19 protein-coding genes and 1 pseudogene are annotated in these 21,079 nt (G+C 64.6%); 9 read left to right on the forward strand and 11 right to left on the reverse strand.

What is annotated here, in order from left to right; genetic code table 11:
- Positions 1-11 precede the first annotated feature (11 nt).
- From rseP to rpsB, 8 genes are all read right to left on the reverse strand, one after another.
- Positions 12-1,370 carry an RIP metalloprotease RseP gene (gene rseP / locus Q427_RS02685; protein WP_043510758.1) on the reverse strand — a complete coding sequence of 453 codons (1,359 nt, stop codon included), beginning with the start codon at positions 1,368-1,370 and terminating at the stop codon, positions 12-14.
- A gap of 52 nt (positions 1,371-1,422) precedes the next feature.
- A complete protein-coding gene (ispC, locus tag Q427_RS02690; RefSeq protein ID WP_043510760.1) occupies positions 1,423-2,598 on the reverse strand; it encodes a 1-deoxy-D-xylulose-5-phosphate reductoisomerase in 1,176 nt (391 codons plus the stop codon).
- Positions 2,599-3,399: a phosphatidate cytidylyltransferase gene (locus Q427_RS02695; RefSeq protein ID WP_043510761.1), complete on the reverse strand. Its 801-nt coding sequence runs from the start codon at positions 3,397-3,399 to the stop codon at positions 2,599-2,601.
- A complete protein-coding gene (gene uppS / locus Q427_RS02700; protein WP_043510764.1) occupies positions 3,392-4,168 on the reverse strand; it encodes a polyprenyl diphosphate synthase in 777 nt (258 codons plus the stop codon). The genes Q427_RS02695 and uppS overlap by 8 nt, the downstream gene beginning before the upstream one ends.
- Positions 4,169-4,236: 68 nt before the next feature.
- Positions 4,237-4,794 carry a ribosome recycling factor gene (gene frr / locus Q427_RS02705; protein ID WP_043510767.1) on the reverse strand — a complete coding sequence of 186 codons (558 nt, stop codon included), beginning with the start codon at positions 4,792-4,794 and terminating at the stop codon, positions 4,237-4,239.
- A 4-nt stretch (positions 4,795-4,798) separates the two neighbouring features.
- On the reverse strand, positions 4,799-5,575 hold the full coding sequence (gene pyrH, locus Q427_RS02710; RefSeq protein ID WP_043510770.1) for a UMP kinase: 777 nt from the start codon (positions 5,573-5,575) through the stop codon (positions 4,799-4,801).
- A 116-nt stretch (positions 5,576-5,691) separates the two neighbouring features.
- Entirely contained in the window at positions 5,692-6,561 is an 870-nt protein-coding gene (tsf, locus tag Q427_RS02715) for a translation elongation factor Ts (protein ID WP_043510771.1), read from the reverse strand.
- A 173-nt stretch (positions 6,562-6,734) separates the two neighbouring features.
- On the reverse strand, positions 6,735-7,481 hold the full coding sequence (gene rpsB / locus Q427_RS02720) for a 30S ribosomal protein S2 (RefSeq protein ID WP_043510772.1): 747 nt from the start codon (positions 7,479-7,481) through the stop codon (positions 6,735-6,737).
- Between the two features lie 312 nt (positions 7,482-7,793).
- Between rpsB and map the strand changes: the two genes are divergently transcribed.
- From map to Q427_RS02755, 7 genes and pseudogenes are all read left to right on the forward strand, one after another.
- Entirely contained in the window at positions 7,794-8,585 is a 792-nt protein-coding gene (gene map / locus Q427_RS02725) for a type I methionyl aminopeptidase (protein ID WP_043510775.1), read from the forward strand.
- An 11-nt stretch (positions 8,586-8,596) separates the two neighbouring features.
- Complete coding sequence (locus Q427_RS02730) at positions 8,597-11,278, forward strand: [protein-PII] uridylyltransferase (RefSeq protein WP_043510777.1); 2,682 nt, start codon at positions 8,597-8,599, stop codon at positions 11,276-11,278.
- A gap of 117 nt (positions 11,279-11,395) precedes the next feature.
- Positions 11,396-12,600: pseudogene (dapC, locus tag Q427_RS02735) on the forward strand (succinyldiaminopimelate transaminase).
- Complete coding sequence (locus Q427_RS02740) at positions 12,594-12,941, forward strand: Spx/MgsR family RNA polymerase-binding regulatory protein (RefSeq protein WP_043510778.1); 348 nt, start codon at positions 12,594-12,596, stop codon at positions 12,939-12,941. Before dapC ends, Q427_RS02740 begins: the two are co-directional and overlap by 7 nt.
- 37 nt (positions 12,942-12,978) lie before the next feature.
- Positions 12,979-14,004, forward strand: a complete 1,026-nt coding sequence (gene dapD, locus Q427_RS02745) for a 2,3,4,5-tetrahydropyridine-2,6-dicarboxylate N-succinyltransferase (protein WP_043510780.1) — start codon at positions 12,979-12,981, stop codon at positions 14,002-14,004.
- The gene (gene dapE / locus Q427_RS02750; protein ID WP_043510781.1) at positions 13,991-15,157 is read left to right on the forward strand and encodes a succinyl-diaminopimelate desuccinylase; all 1,167 of its coding nucleotides are present in this window, start codon (positions 13,991-13,993) and stop codon (positions 15,155-15,157) included. Before dapD ends, dapE begins: the two co-directional genes overlap by 14 nt.
- An 8-nt stretch (positions 15,158-15,165) precedes the next feature.
- The gene (locus tag Q427_RS02755) at positions 15,166-15,552 is read left to right on the forward strand and encodes a hypothetical protein (protein ID WP_043510783.1); all 387 of its coding nucleotides are present in this window, start codon (positions 15,166-15,168) and stop codon (positions 15,550-15,552) included.
- Positions 15,553-15,710: 158 nt separating this feature from the next.
- Here the strand turns inward: Q427_RS02755 and Q427_RS35095 are convergent, their stop codons facing one another.
- Positions 15,711-16,175: a cold-shock protein gene (locus Q427_RS35095; protein WP_043510784.1), complete on the reverse strand. Its 465-nt coding sequence runs from the start codon at positions 16,173-16,175 to the stop codon at positions 15,711-15,713.
- A 142-nt stretch (positions 16,176-16,317) separates the two neighbouring features.
- Between Q427_RS35095 and Q427_RS02765 the strand changes: the two genes are divergently transcribed.
- On the forward strand, positions 16,318-16,563 hold the full coding sequence (locus tag Q427_RS02765) for a SlyX family protein (protein WP_043510786.1): 246 nt from the start codon (positions 16,318-16,320) through the stop codon (positions 16,561-16,563).
- Between the two features lie 15 nt (positions 16,564-16,578).
- On the opposite strand, the gene trxB is transcribed toward Q427_RS02765, so the two are convergent.
- The gene (trxB, locus tag Q427_RS02770) at positions 16,579-17,529 is read right to left on the reverse strand and encodes a thioredoxin-disulfide reductase (protein WP_043510788.1); all 951 of its coding nucleotides are present in this window, start codon (positions 17,527-17,529) and stop codon (positions 16,579-16,581) included.
- Between the two features lie 169 nt (positions 17,530-17,698).
- The gene (locus Q427_RS02775) at positions 17,699-17,908 is read right to left on the reverse strand and encodes a CPXCG motif-containing cysteine-rich protein (RefSeq protein ID WP_043510789.1); all 210 of its coding nucleotides are present in this window, start codon (positions 17,906-17,908) and stop codon (positions 17,699-17,701) included.
- 175 nt (positions 17,909-18,083) lie between these two features.
- On the opposite strand from Q427_RS02775, the gene acnA reads away from it, so the two are divergent.
- Positions 18,084-20,834 carry an aconitate hydratase AcnA gene (gene acnA / locus Q427_RS02780; protein WP_043510791.1) on the forward strand — a complete coding sequence of 917 codons (2,751 nt, stop codon included), beginning with the start codon at positions 18,084-18,086 and terminating at the stop codon, positions 20,832-20,834.
- Positions 20,835-21,079 lie beyond the last annotated feature (245 nt).

Below are 21,079 nucleotides of genomic sequence, written 5' to 3' on the forward strand. Positions count from 1 at the left end.
AGAGTCGCTCGCTACCAGAGACGCATCAGATCGAAATAGAGCGCCATCAACATCAGCGTGGCTATCAGCGCCAAACCAATACGCAGCCCCATCGCCTGGGTCCGCTCGGAAACCGGCCGGCCACGGACCGCTTCCACGAAATAATAAAGCAGGTGGCCGCCGTCGAGCACCGGAATGGGCAGCAGGTTCAGCACCGCCAGGCTGATCGACAGGTAGGCCAGAAAACTGACGAAGCTTTCCAGACCGGTACGAGCCGTATCACCGGCCACCTGGGCGATGGTAATGGGTCCGGACAGGTTCGAAGGCGAGATCAGCCCTACCAGCATCTTGCGGATAGCGCCCAGGGTCAAGAGCGTCATGTCACTGGTGCGTCCTACCGCCTGCCCCAGGGCCTCCACGGGGCCATAGCGAATCTCGCGCCGATACTCTTCCGGCCACTCCACGCTCTCGACCCCGGCGCCAACGTAGCCGATGGAAACGCCGTTTTCCAGCTCTCTTTCGCCGGGCACCATTGTCAGGCTCAGTTGCTCGCCGTTGCGTGCCACGTCAAGGGCAAGGCTCTCGCCGGGACTAGTGCGCACGATATTGACGAAATCCATCCAGTCATCGACCGGCGTGCCGTTCACCGCGAGGACTTCATCGCCGGCCTGCAGCCCGGCCTGGGCGGCCGCTTCTCCCTCGATGACCTGCCCCAGCCGGGCCGGAAACGGCGGCTGCCAGGGGGTTATGCCCAGGGTGGCCAGCGGCTGCGGAGGATCCTGGCGAACCAGATAGCTCTCCACCGGCAGCCGATACTCCCGTGCCTCCTCACTGGCATCGCCGCGCGCCTGGAACAGCAGCTCGCCGCTGGCCCCGATGCGGGCGATCAGGCGGAGATTGATGTCATCCCAGGAGCGTACCGCATCGCCCTCCACCGAGACGATCTCCTGCCCGCTGCGCAGGCCGCCACGCTCGGCCGGCGAATCGACGGCCACATCGCCGACCACCGGCGCCACTGTGGTGGTACCGGCAACGAACAGGGCCCAGTAGGCGACGATGGCGAGCAGGAAATTGGCCAGCGGGCCGGCTGCCACGATGGCAATGCGCTGCCACACCGACTTGCGATTGAAGGCCTGGTCGAGCTGATGGTCGGGAACCGGAGCCTCACGCTCGTCAAGCATCTTGACATAGCCGCCCAGCGGGATGGCGGCGATGGCGAATTCGGTGCCGTTGCGGTCGACGCGGGACCAGATGGGCTTGCCGAAGCCCACCGAGAAGCGCAGCACCTTGACGCCGCAGCGCCGCGCCACCCAGTAATGCCCGTACTCGTGGAAGGTAATCAGCAGGCCCAGCACCACGATGACGGCCAGCACATTCTGGATCAGGCCCAAGTCAGCCTCCTTCTAGGTAACATCATGATGAGAGTCGCCACCGGTGATTGGCTCAACGACGTTTCAGCCAGTCGCTGGCCGTGTGACGAGCCCGCGCATTGGCCTCCAGGATGGTATCCAGGTCGGTGGCCGGCGCCACAGGCAGCGCCTCCAGCGTCCTCTCCACCAGCTCAGCGATACCGCCAAACCCCAGCCGGCCGGCGAGAAAGGCATCGACCGCGATCTCGTTGGCTGCATTGAGCACCGCCGGCGCCGTTCCCCCGGCCACGATGGCTTCCCGGGCCAGCCGCAGGCAGGGAAAGGCCGCTTCATCCGGTGCCTCGAAGTCCAGCCGTGCGACCTGGAACAGGTCGAGGGCCTCGACCCCGGCATCGATCCGCTCCGGCCAGGCCAGCCCGTAGGCGATGGGGGTGCGCATGTCGGGGTTGCCCAACTGCGCCAGCACCGACCCGTCGCTGTAGGCTGCCATGGAGTGGATCACGCTCTGGGGATGCACCACTACCTTTACCTGCTCCGGGCGCGCATCGAACAGCCAGCACGCCTCGATCAGCTCCAGCCCCTTGTTCATCAGGGTGGCACTGTCCACGGAAATCTTGCGCCCCATGGACCAGTTGGGGTGCGCGCAGGCCTGGTCCGGCGTGACCGTCGACAGCGCCTCCGGCGACCAGCCGCGAAAGGGCCCGCCGGATGCGGTCAGCAGCAACTGGGTGACACCGTGCCTTGCCAGGCCACCACGATGCTCGTGAGGTAGACACTGGTAGATGGCATTATGTTCGGAATCGATCGGCAGAAGCAGGGCACCATGCCGGGCCACCGAGTCCATGAACAGGGCGCCGGACATCACCAGCGCCTCCTTGTTGGCCAGCAGTACCCGCTTCGCGGCGCGCACCGCCGCCAGCGTCGGCAGCAACCCGGCGGCACCGACGATGGCGGCCATCACCACGTCTACCTCATCCGCTTCGACCACTTCGACCAGCGCCTCGGCGCCACTACGTACCTCCGTTTTCAGCCCGGCTTCGGCAAGTTCCCGGCGCAGCCAGGCGGCATCCTCCTCCCTGTCCAGCACCGCCACGCTCGGCCGGTGGAGCCGGCACTGAGCCAGCAGGGCCTCGCGGGAGCGATGGGCCGTCAGGGCGTGAATCCGGTAGCGCTCGGGATGGCGAGCGATCACATCCAGCGTGCTGGTGCCGATCGAACCGGTCGCGCCGAGTACCGTGACAGCCAGCACCTACAGAACCCCGAGAGAGAGCAGCGCAAACAGCGGCACGGCCGCCGTGAGGCTGTCGATGCGGTCGAGGACACCGCCATGACCGGGCAGGAGATTGCTGGAGTCCTTGATGCCCCGGTAACGCTTGAGCATGCTCTCCACCAGGTCACCCAGCACCGACACCAGGGTCACTGCCGCGGTAGCGAGGACCAAGGCCAGGCCACCGGCCACGCCCAGGTCTTGCCATACGGCGAACACCAGCGCCAGCAGAAAAGTGACGACAAGCCCACCGAAAACCCCCTCCCAGGACTTGCCGGGGCTGACCCGGGGCGCGAGCTTGCGCCGCCCCCAGGCGCGGCCGGAAAAATAGGCACCGATATCGGCGCCCCAGACCAGCAGCAGCACGAAGAGCAGCCATATCGCCCCGGCCTCGCGCAGGATATTGAAGCCGACCCAGGCCGGCAGCAGGACCCAGAGGCCCATGGCCAGCCGCCGCAGCGGCGACTGCCACTGCTCTCCCTTGGCGGGATAGTGGATCACCCAGTAGAGATTGGCCAGCCACCCCACCAGCGCCAACCATAGCGGCCAGACGGCCAGCATGGCACCTGTCGCCCAGAGCAGCAGCATGGCCACGGCCAGGCCAGCCACCAGGGCCAGGCGCTGGTTCGGCTCCGTGACCCCGGCAAGATTGGTCCACTCCCAGGCCGCCAGCAGAACGATGGCAGCCGTAAAGGCGGCAAAGGCGCCGCCCTGCAGGCCAAACAGGCCTGCCAGCATCAGTGGCGCCAGCCAGGCCGCAGTGATAATTCGCTGTCTAAGCACCTTGGGCCTCGATCTGCTCGTCGGTCATGCCGAAGCGGCGTTGCCTTCGGCGGAAGTCGTCGATGGCCAGGTCAAGTGCCGCACCATCGAAGTCGGGCCATAGCAGTGGCGTGAAGTAAAGTTCGGCATAGGCCATCTGCCACAGCAGGAAATTGGAGATGCGCTGCTCGCCGCTGGTGCGAATGCAGAGATCCACCGGGGCCTCCTGGGCCAGGCAGAGCTCGTCCTGCACGCTCTTCTCGGTGATGAAAGCGGGGTCAAGCTCCCCCGCGACGGCACGCTGGGCAAGACGGCGGGCGGCCCCGGTAATGTCCCAGTGGCCACCATAGTTGGCAGCGACCACCAGATGCATGCGGGTATTGTCCCGTGTCAGCGCCTCGGCCCGGACGATGTACTTCTGAATTGACGTAGAGAAGGCGGAGCGGTCGCCGATTACCGAGAGCCGGATCCCGTTGGCGTGGAGCTTTTTCACTTCACGCTTGAGGGCGATCAGGAACAGCTCCATCAGGGCACGCACTTCGGCTTCGGGACGCCGCCAGTTCTCGCTGGAAAAGGCAAACAGGGTCAGCGTTTCCACGCCGCGCTCTGCGGCACGACGGATCACCGCGCGCACGGCCTCGACACCGGCACGATGGCCGCGTACACCGGAGAGCCCCCGCGCTCGCGCCCAGCGATTGTTGCCATCCATGATAATCGCCACATGTCGCGGCACGTCTCCACCCGATGCACACGGCGGCACCTGGGATTCTGGGGTCTGCGCTGACGTCATGATGTCTCGCAATGGAATGGGCGGGGCCAGGCGGAAGCCTCTCGGCGAGGCGGTCCGCCCGACGCTCCTCAGACCTGCATCAGGTCATGTTCCTTCGTTTCCAACAGCTTGTCGATCTCGGCAATGTACTTGTCGGTCAGCTTCTGGATGGCCTCTTCTCCCCGATGCTGCTCATCCTCGGAGATCTCCTTCTCCTTGAGCAGGGCCTTGAACTCGCCATTGGCATCGCGACGCACATTGCGAACCGCCACGCGGGCATGCTCGGCCTCGGCACGCGCCTGCTTGATGTAGCCCTTGCGCGTCTCCTCGGTGAGCATCGGCATCGGAACGCGAATCACGGTACCGGCGCTGGCGGGGTTCAGGCCCAGGTCGGAGGTCATGATCGCCTTCTCGATCTTGGCCACCATGCCCTGCTCCCACGGCACGATACTCAGCGTACGGGCGTCTTCCACGTTGACCGAGGCCACCTGGCTCAGCGGCACCTGGCTACCGTAATAGTCCACCGTCACCGAGTCGAGGATGCTGGAGTGAGCACGCCCGGTACGGATCTTGTTGAAGTTGCCATGAAGGGCCTCGAGGCTCTTCTTCATTCGGCTTTCAGCATCTTTCTTGATGTCATCGATCACAGTGTCAACCTCTGTCTATCAGCGTGCCTTCCTTGCCGCCCATCACCAGGTTCAGCAGGGCGCCCGACTTGTTCATGTTGAATACGCGAACCGGCATGTTATGGTCCCGCACCAGGCAGATGGCGGTCAAATCCATGATGCCGAGCTTCTGGTCGAGCGCATCGTCATAGCTCAGCATGTCGTACTTGATCGCATCGGCGTGCTTGACCGGGTCCTTGTCGTAGACCCCGTCCACCTTGGTGGCCTTGACCACCACGTCGGCATCGATCTCGATCCCGCGCAGGCAGGCCGCCGAATCGGTGGTGAAGAACGGGTTACCGGTTCCGGCGGAAAACAATACCACGTCTCCGGACGTCAGGTAGCGAATGGCAGTGCGTCGGTCGTAGTGCTCCACCACCCCGCTCATGGGAATGGCCGACATGACCCGCGAGCGGATATTGGAACGCTCCAGCGCATCGCGCATGGCCAGGGCATTCATCACCGTAGCCAGCATACCCATGTGATCGCCGGTGACGCGATCCATGCCGGCCTCGTTGAGTGCAGCGCCGCGGAACAGGTTGCCCCCACCGACCACGATACCCACCTGCACGCCGATGCCGACCAGTTGCCCGATTTCCAGCGCCATGCGATCGAGCACCTTGGGGTCGATCCCGAATTCGTGTTCGCCCATCAGGGCCTCGCCGGAGAGCTTGAGCAGGATGCGCTTGTACTTGGACTTGTCACTGCGGGACTTGTCGGAGCGGGGCTGGACGGTGCTATCGACCTGTTCGGTTGTGGGCATGGCAACTCTCCTGGGCGCAAGGGGATGCAGCAATTCTACGACGGCCGACGCGGCGGCCGGATACGAGAAGGCGTGCGCTCGCGCGCACGCCGTTCTTCGAACTGGAAACTCTGACCTTAGCTACGGCCAGCCTGTTCCATGACTTCCTTGGCAAAATCGACCTCTTCCTTCTCGATGCCCTCACCCACCTCGAAGCGGATGAAACCGAGAACCTCACCACCCGCGGCCTTGACGAACTCGGCCACGCTCTGGTTCGGATCCTTGACGAAGGGCTGCTCGGTCAGGCTGTTCTCGGCCAGGTACTTCTTCAGGCGGCCTTCGACCATCTTCTCGGCGATCTGCTCAGGCTTGCCGGCCATGTCGGGCTGGGCCAGGATGATCGCCTTTTCCTTGTCGAGCTCTTCCTGGGGCATGTCCTCGGGGCGCGCCACGGACGGATTGATCGCCGCCACGTGCATGGCGACATCCTTGGCCACCTCGGTGTTGCCACCCTTGAGCTCGGTCAGCACGCCGATGCGGCCACCGTGCACGTACTCGCCAACCAGCCCGCCTTCGGCTGCCTCGACGACGGCACAGCGACGCACGCTGATGTTCTCGCCGATCTTCTGCACCAGCTGCTCGCGAACGGTCTCGAGCTCGCCGCTCATCACCGCTGCCACGTCCTCGCTCTTGGCGGAGAAGAAGGCGTCGGCAATCTTGTCGGCGAAGGCCTTGAAGTTGTCGTCACGGGCGACGAAGTCGGTCTCGGAGTTGATCTCCACCACCACGCCGTAGCTGCCGTCTTCGGCGACACGGGTCACCACGGCGCCTTCGGCGGCGGTGCGGCCGGCCTTCTTGGCGGCCTTGAGACCGGAGCTCTTGCGCAGGTTCTCGATGGCGACCTCGATGTCACCATCGGCCTCGGTGAGAGCCTTTTTGCACTCCATCATGCCGAGCCCGGTACGCTCGCGCAGTTCCTTGACCTGGGAGGCGCTGATCGCTGCCATGGTATTCACCTCTTGATAGTTGAACCCTGGATCGGTTCGACCTGGAAATAAGTGCGCCGGACCCTTGCGGGGCCCGGTGGATTCCCGCCCCGGCACTGCCGGGGCGGGAGAGCGGGCCGGGGCTGAAGCAGACCCGACGCGCCGGGCAGGCGTACCTGCCGGATGGCTCGCCGTTACTCGGCAGCGGCAGTCGCGTCGCCGCCTTCACTCTCGGTGACCTCGACGAACTCGTCGGGACGGCCTTCCTTCGCACGTGCGCAGGCATCAGCGATCGCCTTGACGTAGATCTGGATGGCACGGATGGAGTCATCGTTGCCCGGGATCACGTAGTCGACACCATCCGGATCGGAGTTGGTATCCACCACGCCGATGACCGGAATGCCCAGCTTGTTAGCCTCGTTGATCGCGATGCGCTCGTGATCGACGTCGATGACGAACAGGGCATCGGGCAAGCCGCCCATTTCCTTGATGCCGCCGATGGAGCGCTCGAGCTTGTCCTGCTCGCGGGTCGCCATCAGGACCTCTTTCTTGGTCAGCTTCTCGAAGGTGCCGTCCTCGCGCATGGTCTCGAGGTCGCGCAGACGCTTGATCGACTGACGAATGGTCTTGTAGTTCGTCAGCATGCCGCCCAGCCAGCGGTGATTGACGAACGGGTGGCCGACACGGTTGGCCTCTTCCTTGATGATCTTGCTGGCGCTGCGCTTGGTGCCAACGAACAGGATCTTGTTGTTGGACGCGGCCATCTTCTCGACCACGTCGATCACCTCATTGAGGGCCGGCAGGGTGTGCTCGAGGTTGATGATGTGGATCTTGTTGCGGGCGCCGAAGATGAACTTGCCCATCTTCGGGTTCCAGTAACGGGTCTGGTGACCGAAGTGAGCGCCTGCCTTCAGCAGATCGCGCATATTGACGTGTGCCATGATGACTCCTGAAAATCGGGTTAGGCCTCCACGCACCCCATGGATCCGACTACCGAGGCGGTGCCGCGGCAGCACCCGGGACCATGTGCCGGTGCGTGTGTGTTTTTCAAGGCTATGTTGTCGAAACGCGGTATACGCCTCGTTATCACGCCATCACTGTCATCGACTCTCGGCCGAGCCACGGCCTTGAGGGAGGGTCGACGATTGCAGGATAGCGCGCGGCTTTATACCATAGTTCGCCGACGAGATGAAGTCGCCCGCCGCGTATACCCGCCTTTTCCGGGCGCGACAACCCCTCAGAACCGAGACCCCATGAACATTCCCATCAAGACGCCCGACGAGATCGAGATGATGCGCGAAGCCGGCCGTCAGGCCGCCAGCGTACTGGAAATGATCGCGCCGCATGTAAAGGCCGGAGTCACCACCGGCGAGCTCGACCGCCTGTGCCATGACTACATCGTCAACGAGCTGGGCTCCACGCCGGCTCCGCTCAACTACCACGGCTTTCCGAAATCGATCTGCACCTCGATCAACCATGTGGTCTGCCATGGCATCCCGGACAACAGCAAGCGGTTGAAGAAGGGTGACATCATGAATATCGATGTCACGGTGAAGACGGCCGACGGCTATCACGGCGACTCCAGCGTGATGTTCATCATCGGTGAGAGCATCCAGGGCGAGCGCCTGTGCCGGGTCACCCAGGAGTGCCTCTACCACAGCATCGCCCTGGTCCGCCCCGGCGTACACCTCTCCGAGCTGGCCCGGGCCATCCAGCAGCACGCCGAGGCCAATGGCTATTCGGTGGTGCGCGACTTCTGCGGCCACGGTATCGGCGCCACCTTCCATGAAGACCCCCAGGTGCTGCATTATGACGGCTACGCCCCCGAGGCCGACGCGGTGCTGGAAGCCGGCATGTGCTTCACCATCGAACCGATGATCAACGTCGGTGGGCACCAGACCAAGGTGCTGCGCGATGGCTGGACCGCCGTGACCCGGGACAAGAGCCTGTCCGCCCAGTGGGAGCACACGCTCCTGGTCACCGAAACCGGCGTCGAGGTGCTCACTGTCCGTGGCGAAGAAGATCTCGCCTTCCTCGACCACTGAGTCGAACGCCCATGCTCCTGCACCACTACCGTTTTTCGCCGGACGAGACGCTGTTCGACGCCGAGGCATTTCACAGCGAACTGACCGGCAACCGATCGCCCATCGCCCCCTTCAAGGCGGCCCTCGGCGACATCCAGGCCCGGCTCGACGAGCGCTTTCGTGCCGGCGCCGACATTCGCGACCTGGTGCATGGCCGCGCCTGGTGTCTCGACCGCCTCCTCGCCATCGCCTGGGCGCTGCAGCCATGGCCCGACGACCGCGTGGCGCTGCTGGCGGTGGGAGGCTATGGACGCGGCGAGCTGCACCCCCACTCGGACGTCGACCTGATGCTGCTGCTCGAGCATGACGACGACGAGCCCTACCGGGAGCCGCTGACCGCCTTCATCACCTTCCTGTGGGACATCGGCCTGGAGATCGGCCACAGCGTGCGCTCGCTGGCCGACTGCGAGCGCGAGGCCGCCGGCGACATCACGGTGATCACCAACCTGATGGAGTCGCGTACCCTGGCCGGCCCGGAACGCCTGCGCGACGCCATGAAGGCCCGTATCGCCGCCGACCGCATGTGGCCCGCCGACCAGTTCTTCGAGGCCAAGTGGCAGGAGCAGATCACCCGCCACCACCGCTTCAACAACTCCGAGTACCACCTGGAACCCAATATCAAGAGTTCACCCGGCGGACTGCGGGACATCCAGATGATCGGCTGGGTGGCCAAGCGCCACTTCGGCAGCCAGCGCTACGAGGACCTGGTGGCGAACGGCTTCATGAACGATGCCGAGCTGCGCATCCTGAGCCAGGGCCAGGCCTTCCTGTGGCAGGTGCGATACGCCCTGCACATGCTGACCGATCGCGCCGAGGATCGCCTGCAGTTCGACCATCAGCGCACCATCGCCGAGCTGTTCGGCTACCGCGACACCCCAGAGCGGCTGGCCGTCGAGCAGTTCATGAAGCGCTACTACCGGCATGTCACGGCCCTGGCGGGCCTCAACGACATGCTGCTGCAGCACTTCGACGAGGCGATCCTGCGCAGCGGCGAGCGCCTGGAATCGGTACCCCTCAACGAGCGCTTCGAGATCGCAGGCGGTTACATCCAGGCCCGCAGTCGCGCGGTGTTCCGCGAGCACCCTTCGGCCCTGCTCGAGCTGTTCCTGCTGATGGCGGAGCACCCCGAGATCGAGGGGGTCCGCGCCGACACCATTCGCCTGATCCGCGACCACCGCCATCAGATCGACGACCTCTACCGCGATGACCCCCACCATCAGCACCTGTTCATGTCGTTACTCCGCTCCGGCGGTAATGTGGCGCGCCAGCTGCGGCGCATGAACCGCTACGGCGTGCTGGGCAAGTACCTGCCGGAGTTCGGCCAGGCGGTGGGGTTGATGCAACACGATCTCTTTCACATCTATACCGTGGATGCGCATACCCTGCGCCTGCTGAAGTTCATCCAGTGCTTCCGCGAGCCCGACGCCCGGGATGAATTTCCCGTGGCCGCCACCCTGATCCATCAGATGCCCAAGCTCGAACTGCTGTGGATCGCCGGCCTGTACCACGACATCGGCAAGGGCCGTGGCGGCGACCACTCCATCCTCGGAGCCCGTGACGTGGAGCGCTTCGCCCAGCGCCACGGCCTTTCCAGCCGCGACACAAGGCTGGTCAGCTGGCTGGTCGAGAACCACCTGGTGATGTCGATGGTGGCTCAGAAGCGCGACATCACCGACCCCGACGTGATCCGCGAGTTCGCCTCCCGCGTCGGCGACGAAACCCGCCTGGACTACCTCTACGTGCTGACGGTGGCCGATATCAATGCCACCAACCCGACGCTGTGGAACGGCTGGCGCGCCTCGCTGCTGCGCCAGCTACACGCCGAGACCAAGCGCGCTCTGCGCCGCGGCCTGGACAATCCGCTCGACCGCGAGGACTGGGTACGCGAGACCCGGGGCGAGGCGCGCTCTCTACTGGCCTCGGTGGGGGCCGAGCTGCCCCGGGTTGACCGTCTCTGGGAATCCCTCGGCGAGGATTATTTCCTGCAGTACGCGCCCAGCGAGATCGTCTGGCAGACCATGGGCATTCTCGCCCACGGCGACTCGCAGCTGCCGCTGATACTGATCAGTGCCCCCACCGACGACATGACCGACGGCGGTACCAAGGTATTCATCCACACCCCCTCGGTGGATGACCTTTTCGCCGCCACCGCCGCCGCCATGGAACAGCTGGGGCTCTCCATCCATGACGCTCGCATCGCCACCTCGAGTAACGACTGGACGCTCAACACCTTCATCGTGCTAGACAGTCGCGGCGAGTCGATCCGGGATGCCGAGCGCATCGAGGCCATCCGCCGTCACCTGGTGGAGGAGCTCGACGACCCGGAAGACTACCCCCAGATCGTCACCCGCCACACCCCTCGCCAGCTGCGCCACTTCCATGTCGCCACGGAAGTACTGATCGAGCAGGACCCGGCCAACGAACGCACCCTGCTGGAGCTCACCGCCCCGGACCGCCCCGGCCTGCTGGCCCGCGTGGGGCGCATCTTCATGGAGCAGGACATCGCCCTCTCGGCAGCCAAGATCGCCACCCTGGGGGAGCGGGTCGAGGACGTTTTCTTCATCACCGACAAGGGCGGGCGACCGCTGACGGACCCCGAGCGCCAGCAGCGCCTGCGCGAGCGCCTGATCGAGGTCCTCGACGTTTCCGGCTAGCGGGTTTGAGGCAAGCCGGGGCCTTCCCTATAATCGGCGGTCTGCCCGCACGCCTGTTGCGCCGTGCCCTGCATCACAACGCAAATACGACGCCAGTCCACGGCGTCCTGGACACCGATGAATCCCGATCTCGACGCCCTCAAGCCCTACCCCTTCGAGAGACTCGCCGCCCTGAAGGCCGGCGTGACGCCTCCCGCCGAGCTGAAACACGTGCCGCTCACCATCGGCGAGCCCCAGCACGCCCCCTTCGCGGCGGCACTGGCAACGCTGCAAGCGCATCTCCCGGAGATGGCCCGCTATCCGGCCACCGCCGGCATGCCCGAGCTGCGCAACGCCATCGCCGGCTGGGCGAGTCGTCGCTTCGGCCTCACAGGGCTCGATCCCGAGCACCAGGTGCTGCCGGTCAACGGCACCCGCGAGGCGATCTTCGCCTTCGTCCAGGCCGCCCTGGATCGCACCCGGCCGGCCCGGGTCGCGGTGCCCAACCCCTTCTACCAGATCTACGAGGCGCCACCCTACTCGCCGGCGGCCAGCCGCTCTACCTCGACTGCCGCGCCGAGAACGACTTTCGCCCGGACTTCGACGCCGTATCAGCCGATACCTGGCGGGAGGTCCAGCTCGTCTTCCTCTGCTCGCCGGGCAACCCCACCGGCGCGGTGACGCCGCTGGATGATTTCAAGAAACTGATTGCCCTGGCGGATGAATACGACTTTATCATCGCCTCGGACGAGTGCTACTCGGAACTCTACCTGAACGAGGGCGCACCGCCACCGGGGCTGCTCGAGGCCTGCGCCGCCCTGGGACGCCACGACTATAGCCGCTGCCTGGTGTTCCACTCGCTCTCCAAGCGCTCCAACCTGCCGGGGCTGCGATCCGGCTTCGTCGCCGGTGACGCCGGGCTGATCGCCCCCTTCAAGCGCTACCGCACCTACCATGGCTGTGCCATGTCGCTGCCGCTGCAGCACGCCTCGATCACCGCCTGGAACGACGAGGCCCATGTTCGCGCCAACCGTGACGCCTATCGCGATAAGTTTGCCGCCGTCGCCGAGATACTGGCACCGGTCATGGCGTTTCCCGCCCCCGAGGCGAGCTTCTACCTCTGGCCCGCGGTGCCGGGCGGGAATGACGAGGCTTTTACCCGGACGCTATTCGCCGAGGAGCATGTCAGCGTGCTGCCCGGCTCCTATATGGGTCGCGAGGGGACCCATGGTCTCAACCCCGGTGCCGGGCGCGTGCGCCTGGCACTGGTGGCCGAGCTGGACGCTACCGTAGAGGCGGCAAGGCGCATTCGCCGTTTCATCGAAAGGAGCGCATCATGCTGACCCTGTACGTGATCAAGAATTGCGACACCTGCCGCAAGGCACGCAAGGCCCTGGACCACAAGGGCATCCCCTTCAAGGTGCACGACCTTCGCGAGGACGGCCTCTCCGCCGCGCTGCTCGAGCATATCCTGCACCGTGTGCCGCTGGTCAAGGTGCTCAACACACGCAGCACCACCTGGCGCGAACTCCCCGAAGAGGACAAGCAGGATGTCGACGCCAACAAGGCTCGCCGACTGATACTCGCCAATCCGACCCTGCTCAAGCGCCCCCTGCTGGAGACCAACGAGGGCGAGATTCTCATCGGCTATCGGGACGGCGACTACGACAAACTCCAGGGCTGAGCCGCGGCTCGCCCCCACCCTATCAAGAGGATATCCCATGCTAAGCTTTGCAATCGGAATCGGCACCCAGAACACCCAGGGCGACTGGCTGGAAATCTACTACCCGGCGCCGCTGCTCAATCCCGACGACGGCCTGGTCAAGGCCGCCGCCAAGGTGCTCGACGCCCCCGCCGGCAATGCCGCGGTCAGCTTCCTGCCCGAGCATTGCGCTGCGCTGGGAGAAGCCTTCAAGGCCGTCGGCCATACCGCCCAGGCAGAACTGGCAGATGCCTTCGCCGCCAGCCAGCGGCCGCTGGTCGCCATGTTCCTGGAAAGCGACCTGCCGCCGCAGAGTGCACCCGAGGTCTATCTCAAACTGCACCTGCTGTCCCACCGCCTGGTCAAGCCACACCAGCTCGACCTGACCGGCATGTTCGGCCTGCTGCGCAACATCGCCTGGAGCAGCGAGGGCCCCATCGACATTGAGGAGCTGCCCGCCCGGCGTCTCAAGGCACGACTGGAGGGGAGAACCCTCTCGGTGGACTGTGTCGACAAGTTCCCCAAGATGACCGACTACGTGGTACCCGGCGGCGTACGCATCGCCGATACCGCCCGGGTACGCCTGGGCGCCTACCTGGGTGAAGGTACCACTGTGATGCACGAGGGCTTCGTCAACTTCAACGCCGGCACCGAGGGCCCAGGCATGATCGAGGGACGCATCTCCGCCGGCGTCATGGTCGGCAAGGGCTCCGACCTGGGCGGCGGCTGCTCCACCATGGGCACCCTCTCCGGCGGCGGAAATATCGTCATCAAGGTGGGCGAAGGCTGCCTCATCGGCGCCAACGCCGGTATCGGCATTCCCCTGGGCAACCGCTGCACCGTCGAGGCCGGGCTCTACATCACCGCGGGGGCCAAGGTCACCCTGCTCGACGACCAGAACCAGGAGGTCAAGACCGTGGCCGCCCGGGAGCTCGCCGGCCATGACGACCTGCTGTTGCGTCGCAACTCGCAGAACGGTCGCATCGAGTGCCTGACCAACAAGAGTGCCATTGCTCTCAACGAGGCGCTGCATGCCCACAACTGAGCCCCTCTCTCCGACACTGGCGCTGGCCATCGAGCTGATGAGCCGCCCATCGGTGACCCCCGACGACCTCGGCTGCCAGGCGCTGATGATCGAGCGACTCGAACGCATCGGCTTTCATATCGAGCGGCTGCCGTTCGGTGACGTGGAGAACTTCTGGGCGACGCGCGGCCATCACGGCCCGGTAATGGCCTTCGCAGGCCATACCGACGTGGTGCCCAGCGGCCCCCATGTGCACTGGGAGCACCCCCCCTTCGAACCCTGTATCGACGACGAGGGGATGCTCCGGGGGCGAGGGGCCGCCGACATGAAGGGCAGTCTGGCGGCGATGATCACCGCCACCGAGCGGTTCGTTGCCACGCACCCCGACCACCACGGAAAGATCGGCTTCCTGATCACCTCCGACGAGGAAGGGCCGGCGGTGGATGGTACCCGCGCCGTGGTCGAGCACCTGCGCGAGGCCAACGAGCGACTCGACTACTGCGTGGTGGGCGAGCCCTCCTCCACCGACGTGCTGGGAGACGTGATCAAGAACGGCCGGCGTGGTTCGCTGGGCGGCGTGTTGCACGTCAGGGGCAAGCAGGGCCACGTGGCCTACCCGCACCTGGCCCGCAACCCCATCCATCAGGCCATGCCGGCACTTGACGCCCTGGTGCGGGAGCACTGGGACGCGGGCAATGACTTCTTTCCCGCCACCAGCTTCCAGATCTCCAATATTCGCGCCGGCACCGGCGCCACCAATGTCATACCCGGAGACGTGGAAGTGGTCTTCAACTTCCGTTTCTCCACCGAAGTGACCCATGAACAGCTGCGCGAGCGCACCGCCGCCATACTCGACGACTTCGGCATCGAGTATCATATCGACTGGACGCTCAACGGCGAGCCCTTCCTGACCCCCGAGGGGGTGCTGGTGGACGCCGCCCTGCACGGCGTCGAGACCGTGCTCGGCCGCAGGCCGATACTCTCGACCTCCGGCGGCACATCGGACGGGCGCTTCATCGCCACCCTGGGCAGCCAGGTGGTGGAGCTGGGGCCACGCAATGCCACCATTCACCAGGCCAACGAACGGGTCCGTGCCGCCGACCTCGACGATCTCAGCCGGATCTACGAAGCGATCCTGGCCAGGCTCTTCGTCAACGGCACCGCCCAGCCCTGAGGGTTCGCATGACTGACTACCCGGATATCGAGATCTACCTGTCCAAGGCCCCGCTGGACGCACTGAATGCCTGGCTCGGCGAGCGCCTGGATAGCCCTCCACTGAGTACGGCAGGGCGCAGGCAGTGGCAGACACGTGGCCACCATGACGGCCATGGCGTGCCGGTGCTGCTGGTGGAGAAGGCTGCCGACGGCTACGCCAGCCTGTGGTTCGACAGCGCTCATACCCCCTGGGCGCGAGACTGCGACTGCGCCCGGGAAGCCGCCGCTCGCCTCGGCTGCGAAGTGCGCTGCTCGCTGGGCAGCTGGCAGCCCGGCGACGACCCCGACCGCTTCTGGCGCGTGCTGCCCGACGGCAGCGAAGCGGTCATCGAATGGCCCGACCCCGGCCAGTGACCCAAACGACATCGCCCCGCCTGTTTCCGGAAACAGGCGGGGCGATGAGGAAAAGCAGATACGATTAGCCTAAGAAGCTGCCGAGCGATGGCCAGGCTAGGCGGAAGTGCTCTCTTCCCATGCCTCCAACAACGCCTGGTCGAGCGCAGGCGCTTCGTTCAAGTAATCACGGTGACGTCGTCGGCTTGAAGCCCCCTCTCATTCTCGATCACGTAGTAACGCACCTTCTGGCCCTCGGCCAGGGTCCGATGCCCGCGGCCGCGAATGGCGCGAAAGTGGACGAAAACATCCTCCCCGCTGTCACGCTTGATGAAGCCATATCCCTTGTTGACATTGAACCATTTGACTTCGCCGATCTCGCGGTCGTCGTTCTCGACATCGGCGATGGCGGCAAGCTGCGGACTCACGCCATGCACGAACAGCGTGGCAGCCAGCAGCAACAGGAAGACGGCTGCCAGCGTGGCGAGATAAACCACTGTGAGGCCGCCGACTTCCAGGGTGGCAAGAAGCTGACGCGACATATCGCCGCCGGTGAAATAGATGAACAGGGCAATCAGCAGCGGCGCCGGAGCGGCCAGCAGCAGACTGACGAGAGTGCAACGAAACATAACCTTGCGATTCATGGATCCGTAATGCTCACTTGTTGTGGTGAAATGTTGTAGGTAAAGCGACGCAACAGCTTGTCAGATGACGATACGCCATACAGCCACATCGCCCGACGAAGGTGTCAAGATGAACAGAGACACACAGCGCAACGATTCTAGCATGAGCCCCGATCAGACGTCCGCCTGGCTGTTATCGCGCCTGGAGACATTGGAGAGCCGCATTGCTCATCAGGAGCACTGGCTGGATACACTGGATGAAGCCGTGGCGGCACAGGAAAAGCGCCTGACTCATCTGGAAAGAATCAACAGCGTGATGCAGCAGAAGCTGCGCGACCAGCAGCAGGCGCTGCTGGACGTGGATATGGCGTCACCCCGTCCGGAAGACGAGGTGCCACCGCATTATTGACTGGACACCGGCCGACTACAGCTCATCGAGATAGCGTTCGGCATCCAGGGCGGCCATGCAGCCGGTACCGGCGGAGGTGACCGCCTGCCGATAGACATGATCCATCACGTCTCCGGCGGCAAACACACCCGGCACACTGGTGGCCGTGGCGTTGCCCGCCAGGCCCGACTGCACCGTGATGTAGCCGCCGGCCATCTCCAATTGCCCTTCGAAGATACCCGTATTGGGGCTATGGCCGATGGCGATGAACAACCCCGGTGCGGCGATCTCCCTGGTGCTGCCGTCCTGGGTGGACTTGATCCGCACGCCGGTGACGCCGGTGTTGTCGCCCAGCACCTCCTCCAGCACATGGTTCCACACCAGCACCACGTTGCCGTTCTCGGCCTTGTCACGCAGCTTATCCTGCAGGATCTTCTCGGCGCGCAGGGTGTCGCGCCGGTGCACCAGGGTCACCTTCGAGGCGATATTGGACAGATAGAGCGCCTCCTCCACGGCGGTGTTGCCCCCGCCCACCACCACGACCTCCTGGTTGCGATAGAAAAAGCCGTCGCAGGTGGCGCAGGCCGAGACACCCTGCCCCATGAATTTCTGTTCGGACTCCAGCCCCAGGTAGCGGGCACTGGCGCCGGTGGCGATGATCAGCGCATCACAGGTATAGGCTCCGCTGTCACCCTTGAGGGTAAAGGGCCGCTCGCGCAGTTCCACCTCATGGATATGGTCGAACAACACCTCGGTATCGAACCGCTCGGCGTGGCGCTTCATCCGCTCCATGAGCTCGGGGCCCTGTACCCCGACGTCGTCGCCGGGCCAGTTGTCGACGTCGGTGGTGGTGGTCAGCTGTCCGCCCGCCTGGATCCCGGTGATCAGCACCGGCTTGAGGTTGGCACGGGCCGCATAGACCGCCGCCGTATAACCGGCCGGGCCGGAACCGAGAATGATCAGGCGTTCGTGACGCGCTTCGCTCATGGAGAACCTCGCAACTCGCTGGATAGTGAGACAGGCAGTGTCGACAGCTCGACCCTTTCGGCATGACAGCCGTCGACACAGGACCGCCAGAATCAAGGACGGTCATTGTAGCAGCACGATATACCGAGTGGCGCATCGCCCCGAACCGATCCGGGCAAAACGTGCTCTGCTATAGCACCTCGTCGTCACGTCCCACGAGCACATCCTCCAGTTCACCATCGAAGGGTGAGACGACGATGCGCAGTTGTATGGGGGCACAGCAGTAGGGGCAATCCTCCCAGGTTTCATGGCTCCCCTGGGATGCATCCACCAGCAGCTCGAAGGGCATATTGCAGTAAGGGCAGTGTACCGGCTGGCTGTCGAGCTGTTCTTCATGCATGACGGGGTCTCCCTGGGCGCCGATCCCTCCCCCCGGCGGAACAGCAGCGCCACACAACGAACTTTCGTTCAGCATAGAAAGCTTGGGCAGCGCTTGAAAGGGAGGCCTATGATGACCATGTGTTAAAGATGAGATCAAGAAAAGGGACCGTTCACTACCGTGACAGGAGGCTTTCATGAGCCGTGACGAGATACCGGATACCCGGCAGACGCTGGTTGCTGACGGCGCCACCTATCATTACTACAGCCTGCCGAAGGCCGCCGAGGCGCTGGGTAACATCGACCGCCTGCCAATGACCCTCAAGATCCTGCTGGAAAACCAGCTGCGGTTCTCCGACACCGACAGTGTCTCCCGCGACGACCTCCAGGCCCTGGTCGACTGGCAGCAGCAGGGCCGTTCCGACCGCGAGATCGGCTATCGCCCGGCCCGGGTGCTGATGCAGGACTTTACCGGGGTGCCTGGCGTGGTGGACCTGGCCTCCATGCGAGCAGCAGTGGAAGCCCTCGGCGAAGACCCGGCGCGCATCAACCCCCTCTCGCCGGTGGACCTGGTCATCGACCACTCGGTCATGGTCGACAAGTTCGGCAACCCCACTGCCTTCAAGGACAACGTCGCCATCGAGATGGAGCGCAACCGCGAGCGCTATGAATTCCTGCGCTGGGGCCAGGACGCCTTCGACAATTTCCGGGTGGTGCCGCCCGGCACCGGTATCTGTCACCAGGTCAACCTGGAGTACCTGGGCAAGACGGTGTGGACCAAGGAGGAAGACGGCAAGCGCTTCGCCTACCCCGACACCCTGGTAGGCACCGACTCCCACACCACCATGATCAACGGCCTCGGCGTCCTCGGCTGGGGCGTCGGCGGCATCGAAGCCGAAGCGGCTATGCTCGGCCAGCCGGTGTCGATGCTGATTCCCGAGGTGGTGGGATTCAAGCTCACCGGCAAGCTCCGGGAAGGCATCACCGCCACCGACCTGGTCCTGACCGTCACCCAGATGCTGCGCAGCCGCGGCGTGGTGGGCAAGTTCGTCGAGTTCTACGGTGACGGCCTGGCCGACCTGCCGTTGGCCGACCGTGCCACCATTGCCAACATGGCACCGGAATACGGGGCCACCTGCGGCTTCTTCCCGGTGGACGAGGAGACCCTCGACTACCTGCGGCTGACCGGCCGTGACGACGACGTGATCGCACTGGTCGAGCACTACTGCAAGGCCCAGGGCCTCTGGCGCGAACCGGGCCACGAACCCATCTTCAGCGACACCCTGCACCTGGACATGAACGAGGTCGAGGCCAGCCTGGCCGGTCCCAAGCGCCCCCAGGACCGGGTGGCACTCAAGGACATGAAGGCCACCTTCGAGAAGCTGATGGAGGGCGAGGACAGCGGCAATACGACGCCCAGCGAGGAGAAGGGCCGGCTCTTCTCCGAGGGCGGCCAGACCGCCGTCGGCGTGCACGACAGCTACGAGCACCACGACAGCCAGCTTGTCGAATACGACGGCGAATCGTTCAAGCTCAATCCCGGCGCCGTGGTGATTGCCGCCATCACCTCCTGTACCAACACCTCGAACCCCAGCGTCATGATGGCGGCCGGCCTGCTGGCCCGCAACGCATTGGCTCGCGGGCTCAAGACCAAGCCCTGGGTCAAGACATCCCTGGCACCGGGCTCCAAGGTGGTCACCGAGTACCTGGAAGCCGGCGGGGTCAGCGATGACCTCGATGCATTGGGCTTCAATCTGGTCGGCTACGGCTGCACCACCTGCATCGGCAACTCCGGCCCGCTACCGCCGCCCATCGAGAAGGCAGTCGAGGATGGCGATATCACCGTGGCCTCGGTGCTCTCGGGCAACCGCAATTTCGAGGGCCGCATCCACCCGTTGGTCAAGACCAACTGGCTCGCCTCTCCCCCGCTGGTCGTGGCCTATGCCCTGGCCGGCAACGTGCGGCTCGACCTTTCCAGCGAGCCACTGGGCGAGGACAAGGACGGCAAGCCGGTCTACCTGAAGGATATCTGGCCTTCCCAGGCGGATATTGCCAACGCCGTCGAGAAGGTCAAGACGGAGATGTTTCGCAGCGAGTATGCCGAAGTCTTCGAGGGCGACGCGACCTGGAAGGCGCTCAAGGTGCCCCAGAGCAAGGTCTACGAGTGGTCGGCGGACTCCACCTATATCCAGCACCCGCCCTTCTTCGAGGGCATGGGGCGCCACCCCGACCCCATCGAAGACGTCAAGGACGCCAATATCCTGGCGATCCTGGGCGACTCCGTGACCACCGACCACATCTCGCCGGCCGGATCGATCAAGCCCGACAGCCCGGCAGGCCGCTACCTGCAGGAGCGCGGGATCAAACCGGTGGACTTCAACTCCTATGGCTCACGTCGCGGCAACCATGAGGTGATGATGCGCGGCACCTTCGCCAACGTGCGCATCCAGAACGAGATGCTCGATGGTGTCGTCGGTGGCGAGACCCGCCACGTGCCCACGGGCAAACAGATGGCCATCTACGATGCGGCCATGAAGTATCAGGAAAATGAGACTCCGCTGGTGGTGGTGGCCGGCAAGGAGTATGGCACCGGCTCCTCCCGCGACTGGGCCGCCAAAGGCACCCGGCTGCTCGGAGTGCGCGCGGTGATTGCCGAGTCCTATGAGCGCATCCACCGCTCCAACCTGATCGGCATGGGCGTCGTCCCGCTACAGTTTCCGGAAGGCGAGGATCGCAAGTCCCTGGGGCTGACCGGCGACGAGACAGTCTCCATCGATGGCCTGGACGCCCTCACCCCCGGGGGGAAGGTGAAGGTCACGGTGAAAAGCGACAAGGGCGAGAAGAAATTCGAGGCCCTGTGCCGCATCGACACCGCCAACGAGCTGGAGTACTACCGCCACGGCGGCATCCTGCACTACGTGCTGAGGAAGATGATCGGGACGGCTTAAGCCACCACGGCAACGTCGTCAAAAGGCTGCTCCCTCAAGAGAACAAGGCCACACCAGGTTATCTGGGTGGCCTTTTTCTTATACTGGAGCAAAGAATTAGAACGATCGGCGACGGTAGCGGCGATACTCAGGTTTCCAGCTGTTGCGCTCGATGACCTGACGCAGCTTGATACCATCGGTCTTGAGCGCGACGCCTTCACCCTGTGCCTGGGCGGCGACATCGAAGGCAATGGCCTTGGACAGTT

Source organism: Halomonas sp. BC04, from assembly GCF_000568385.1.

What these genes read in the sequence shown, in the direction of transcription:
- uppS (WP_043510764.1), bottom strand. Translation starts at nt 4,168, where the DNA reads ATGACGTCAGCGCAGACCCCAGAATCCCAGGTGCCGCCGTGTGCATCG.
- pyrH (WP_043510770.1), bottom strand. Translation starts at nt 5,575, where the DNA reads ATGCCCACAACCGAACAGGTCGATAGCACCGTCCAGCCCCGCTCCGAC.
- tsf (WP_043510771.1), bottom strand. Translation starts at nt 6,561, where the DNA reads ATGGCAGCGATCAGCGCCTCCCAGGTCAAGGAACTGCGCGAGCGTACC.
- rpsB (WP_043510772.1), bottom strand. Translation starts at nt 7,481, where the DNA reads ATGGCACACGTCAATATGCGCGATCTGCTGAAGGCAGGCGCTCACTTC.
- map (WP_043510775.1), top strand. Translation starts at nt 7,794, where the DNA reads ATGAACATTCCCATCAAGACGCCCGACGAGATCGAGATGATGCGCGAA.
- Q427_RS02730 (WP_043510777.1), top strand. Translation starts at nt 8,597, where the DNA reads ATGCTCCTGCACCACTACCGTTTTTCGCCGGACGAGACGCTGTTCGAC.
- Q427_RS02740 (WP_043510778.1), top strand. Translation starts at nt 12,594, where the DNA reads ATGCTGACCCTGTACGTGATCAAGAATTGCGACACCTGCCGCAAGGCA.
- dapD (WP_043510780.1), top strand. Translation starts at nt 12,979, where the DNA reads ATGCTAAGCTTTGCAATCGGAATCGGCACCCAGAACACCCAGGGCGAC.
- dapE (WP_043510781.1), top strand. Translation starts at nt 13,991, where the DNA reads ATGCCCACAACTGAGCCCCTCTCTCCGACACTGGCGCTGGCCATCGAG.
- Q427_RS02755 (WP_043510783.1), top strand. Translation starts at nt 15,166, where the DNA reads ATGACTGACTACCCGGATATCGAGATCTACCTGTCCAAGGCCCCGCTG.
- Q427_RS35095 (WP_043510784.1), bottom strand. Translation starts at nt 16,175, where the DNA reads ATGAATCGCAAGGTTATGTTTCGTTGCACTCTCGTCAGTCTGCTGCTG.
- Q427_RS02765 (WP_043510786.1), top strand. Translation starts at nt 16,318, where the DNA reads ATGAGCCCCGATCAGACGTCCGCCTGGCTGTTATCGCGCCTGGAGACA.
- trxB (WP_043510788.1), bottom strand. Translation starts at nt 17,529, where the DNA reads ATGAGCGAAGCGCGTCACGAACGCCTGATCATTCTCGGTTCCGGCCCG.
- Q427_RS02775 (WP_043510789.1), bottom strand. Translation starts at nt 17,908, where the DNA reads ATGCATGAAGAACAGCTCGACAGCCAGCCGGTACACTGCCCTTACTGC.
- acnA (WP_043510791.1), top strand. Translation starts at nt 18,084, where the DNA reads ATGAGCCGTGACGAGATACCGGATACCCGGCAGACGCTGGTTGCTGAC.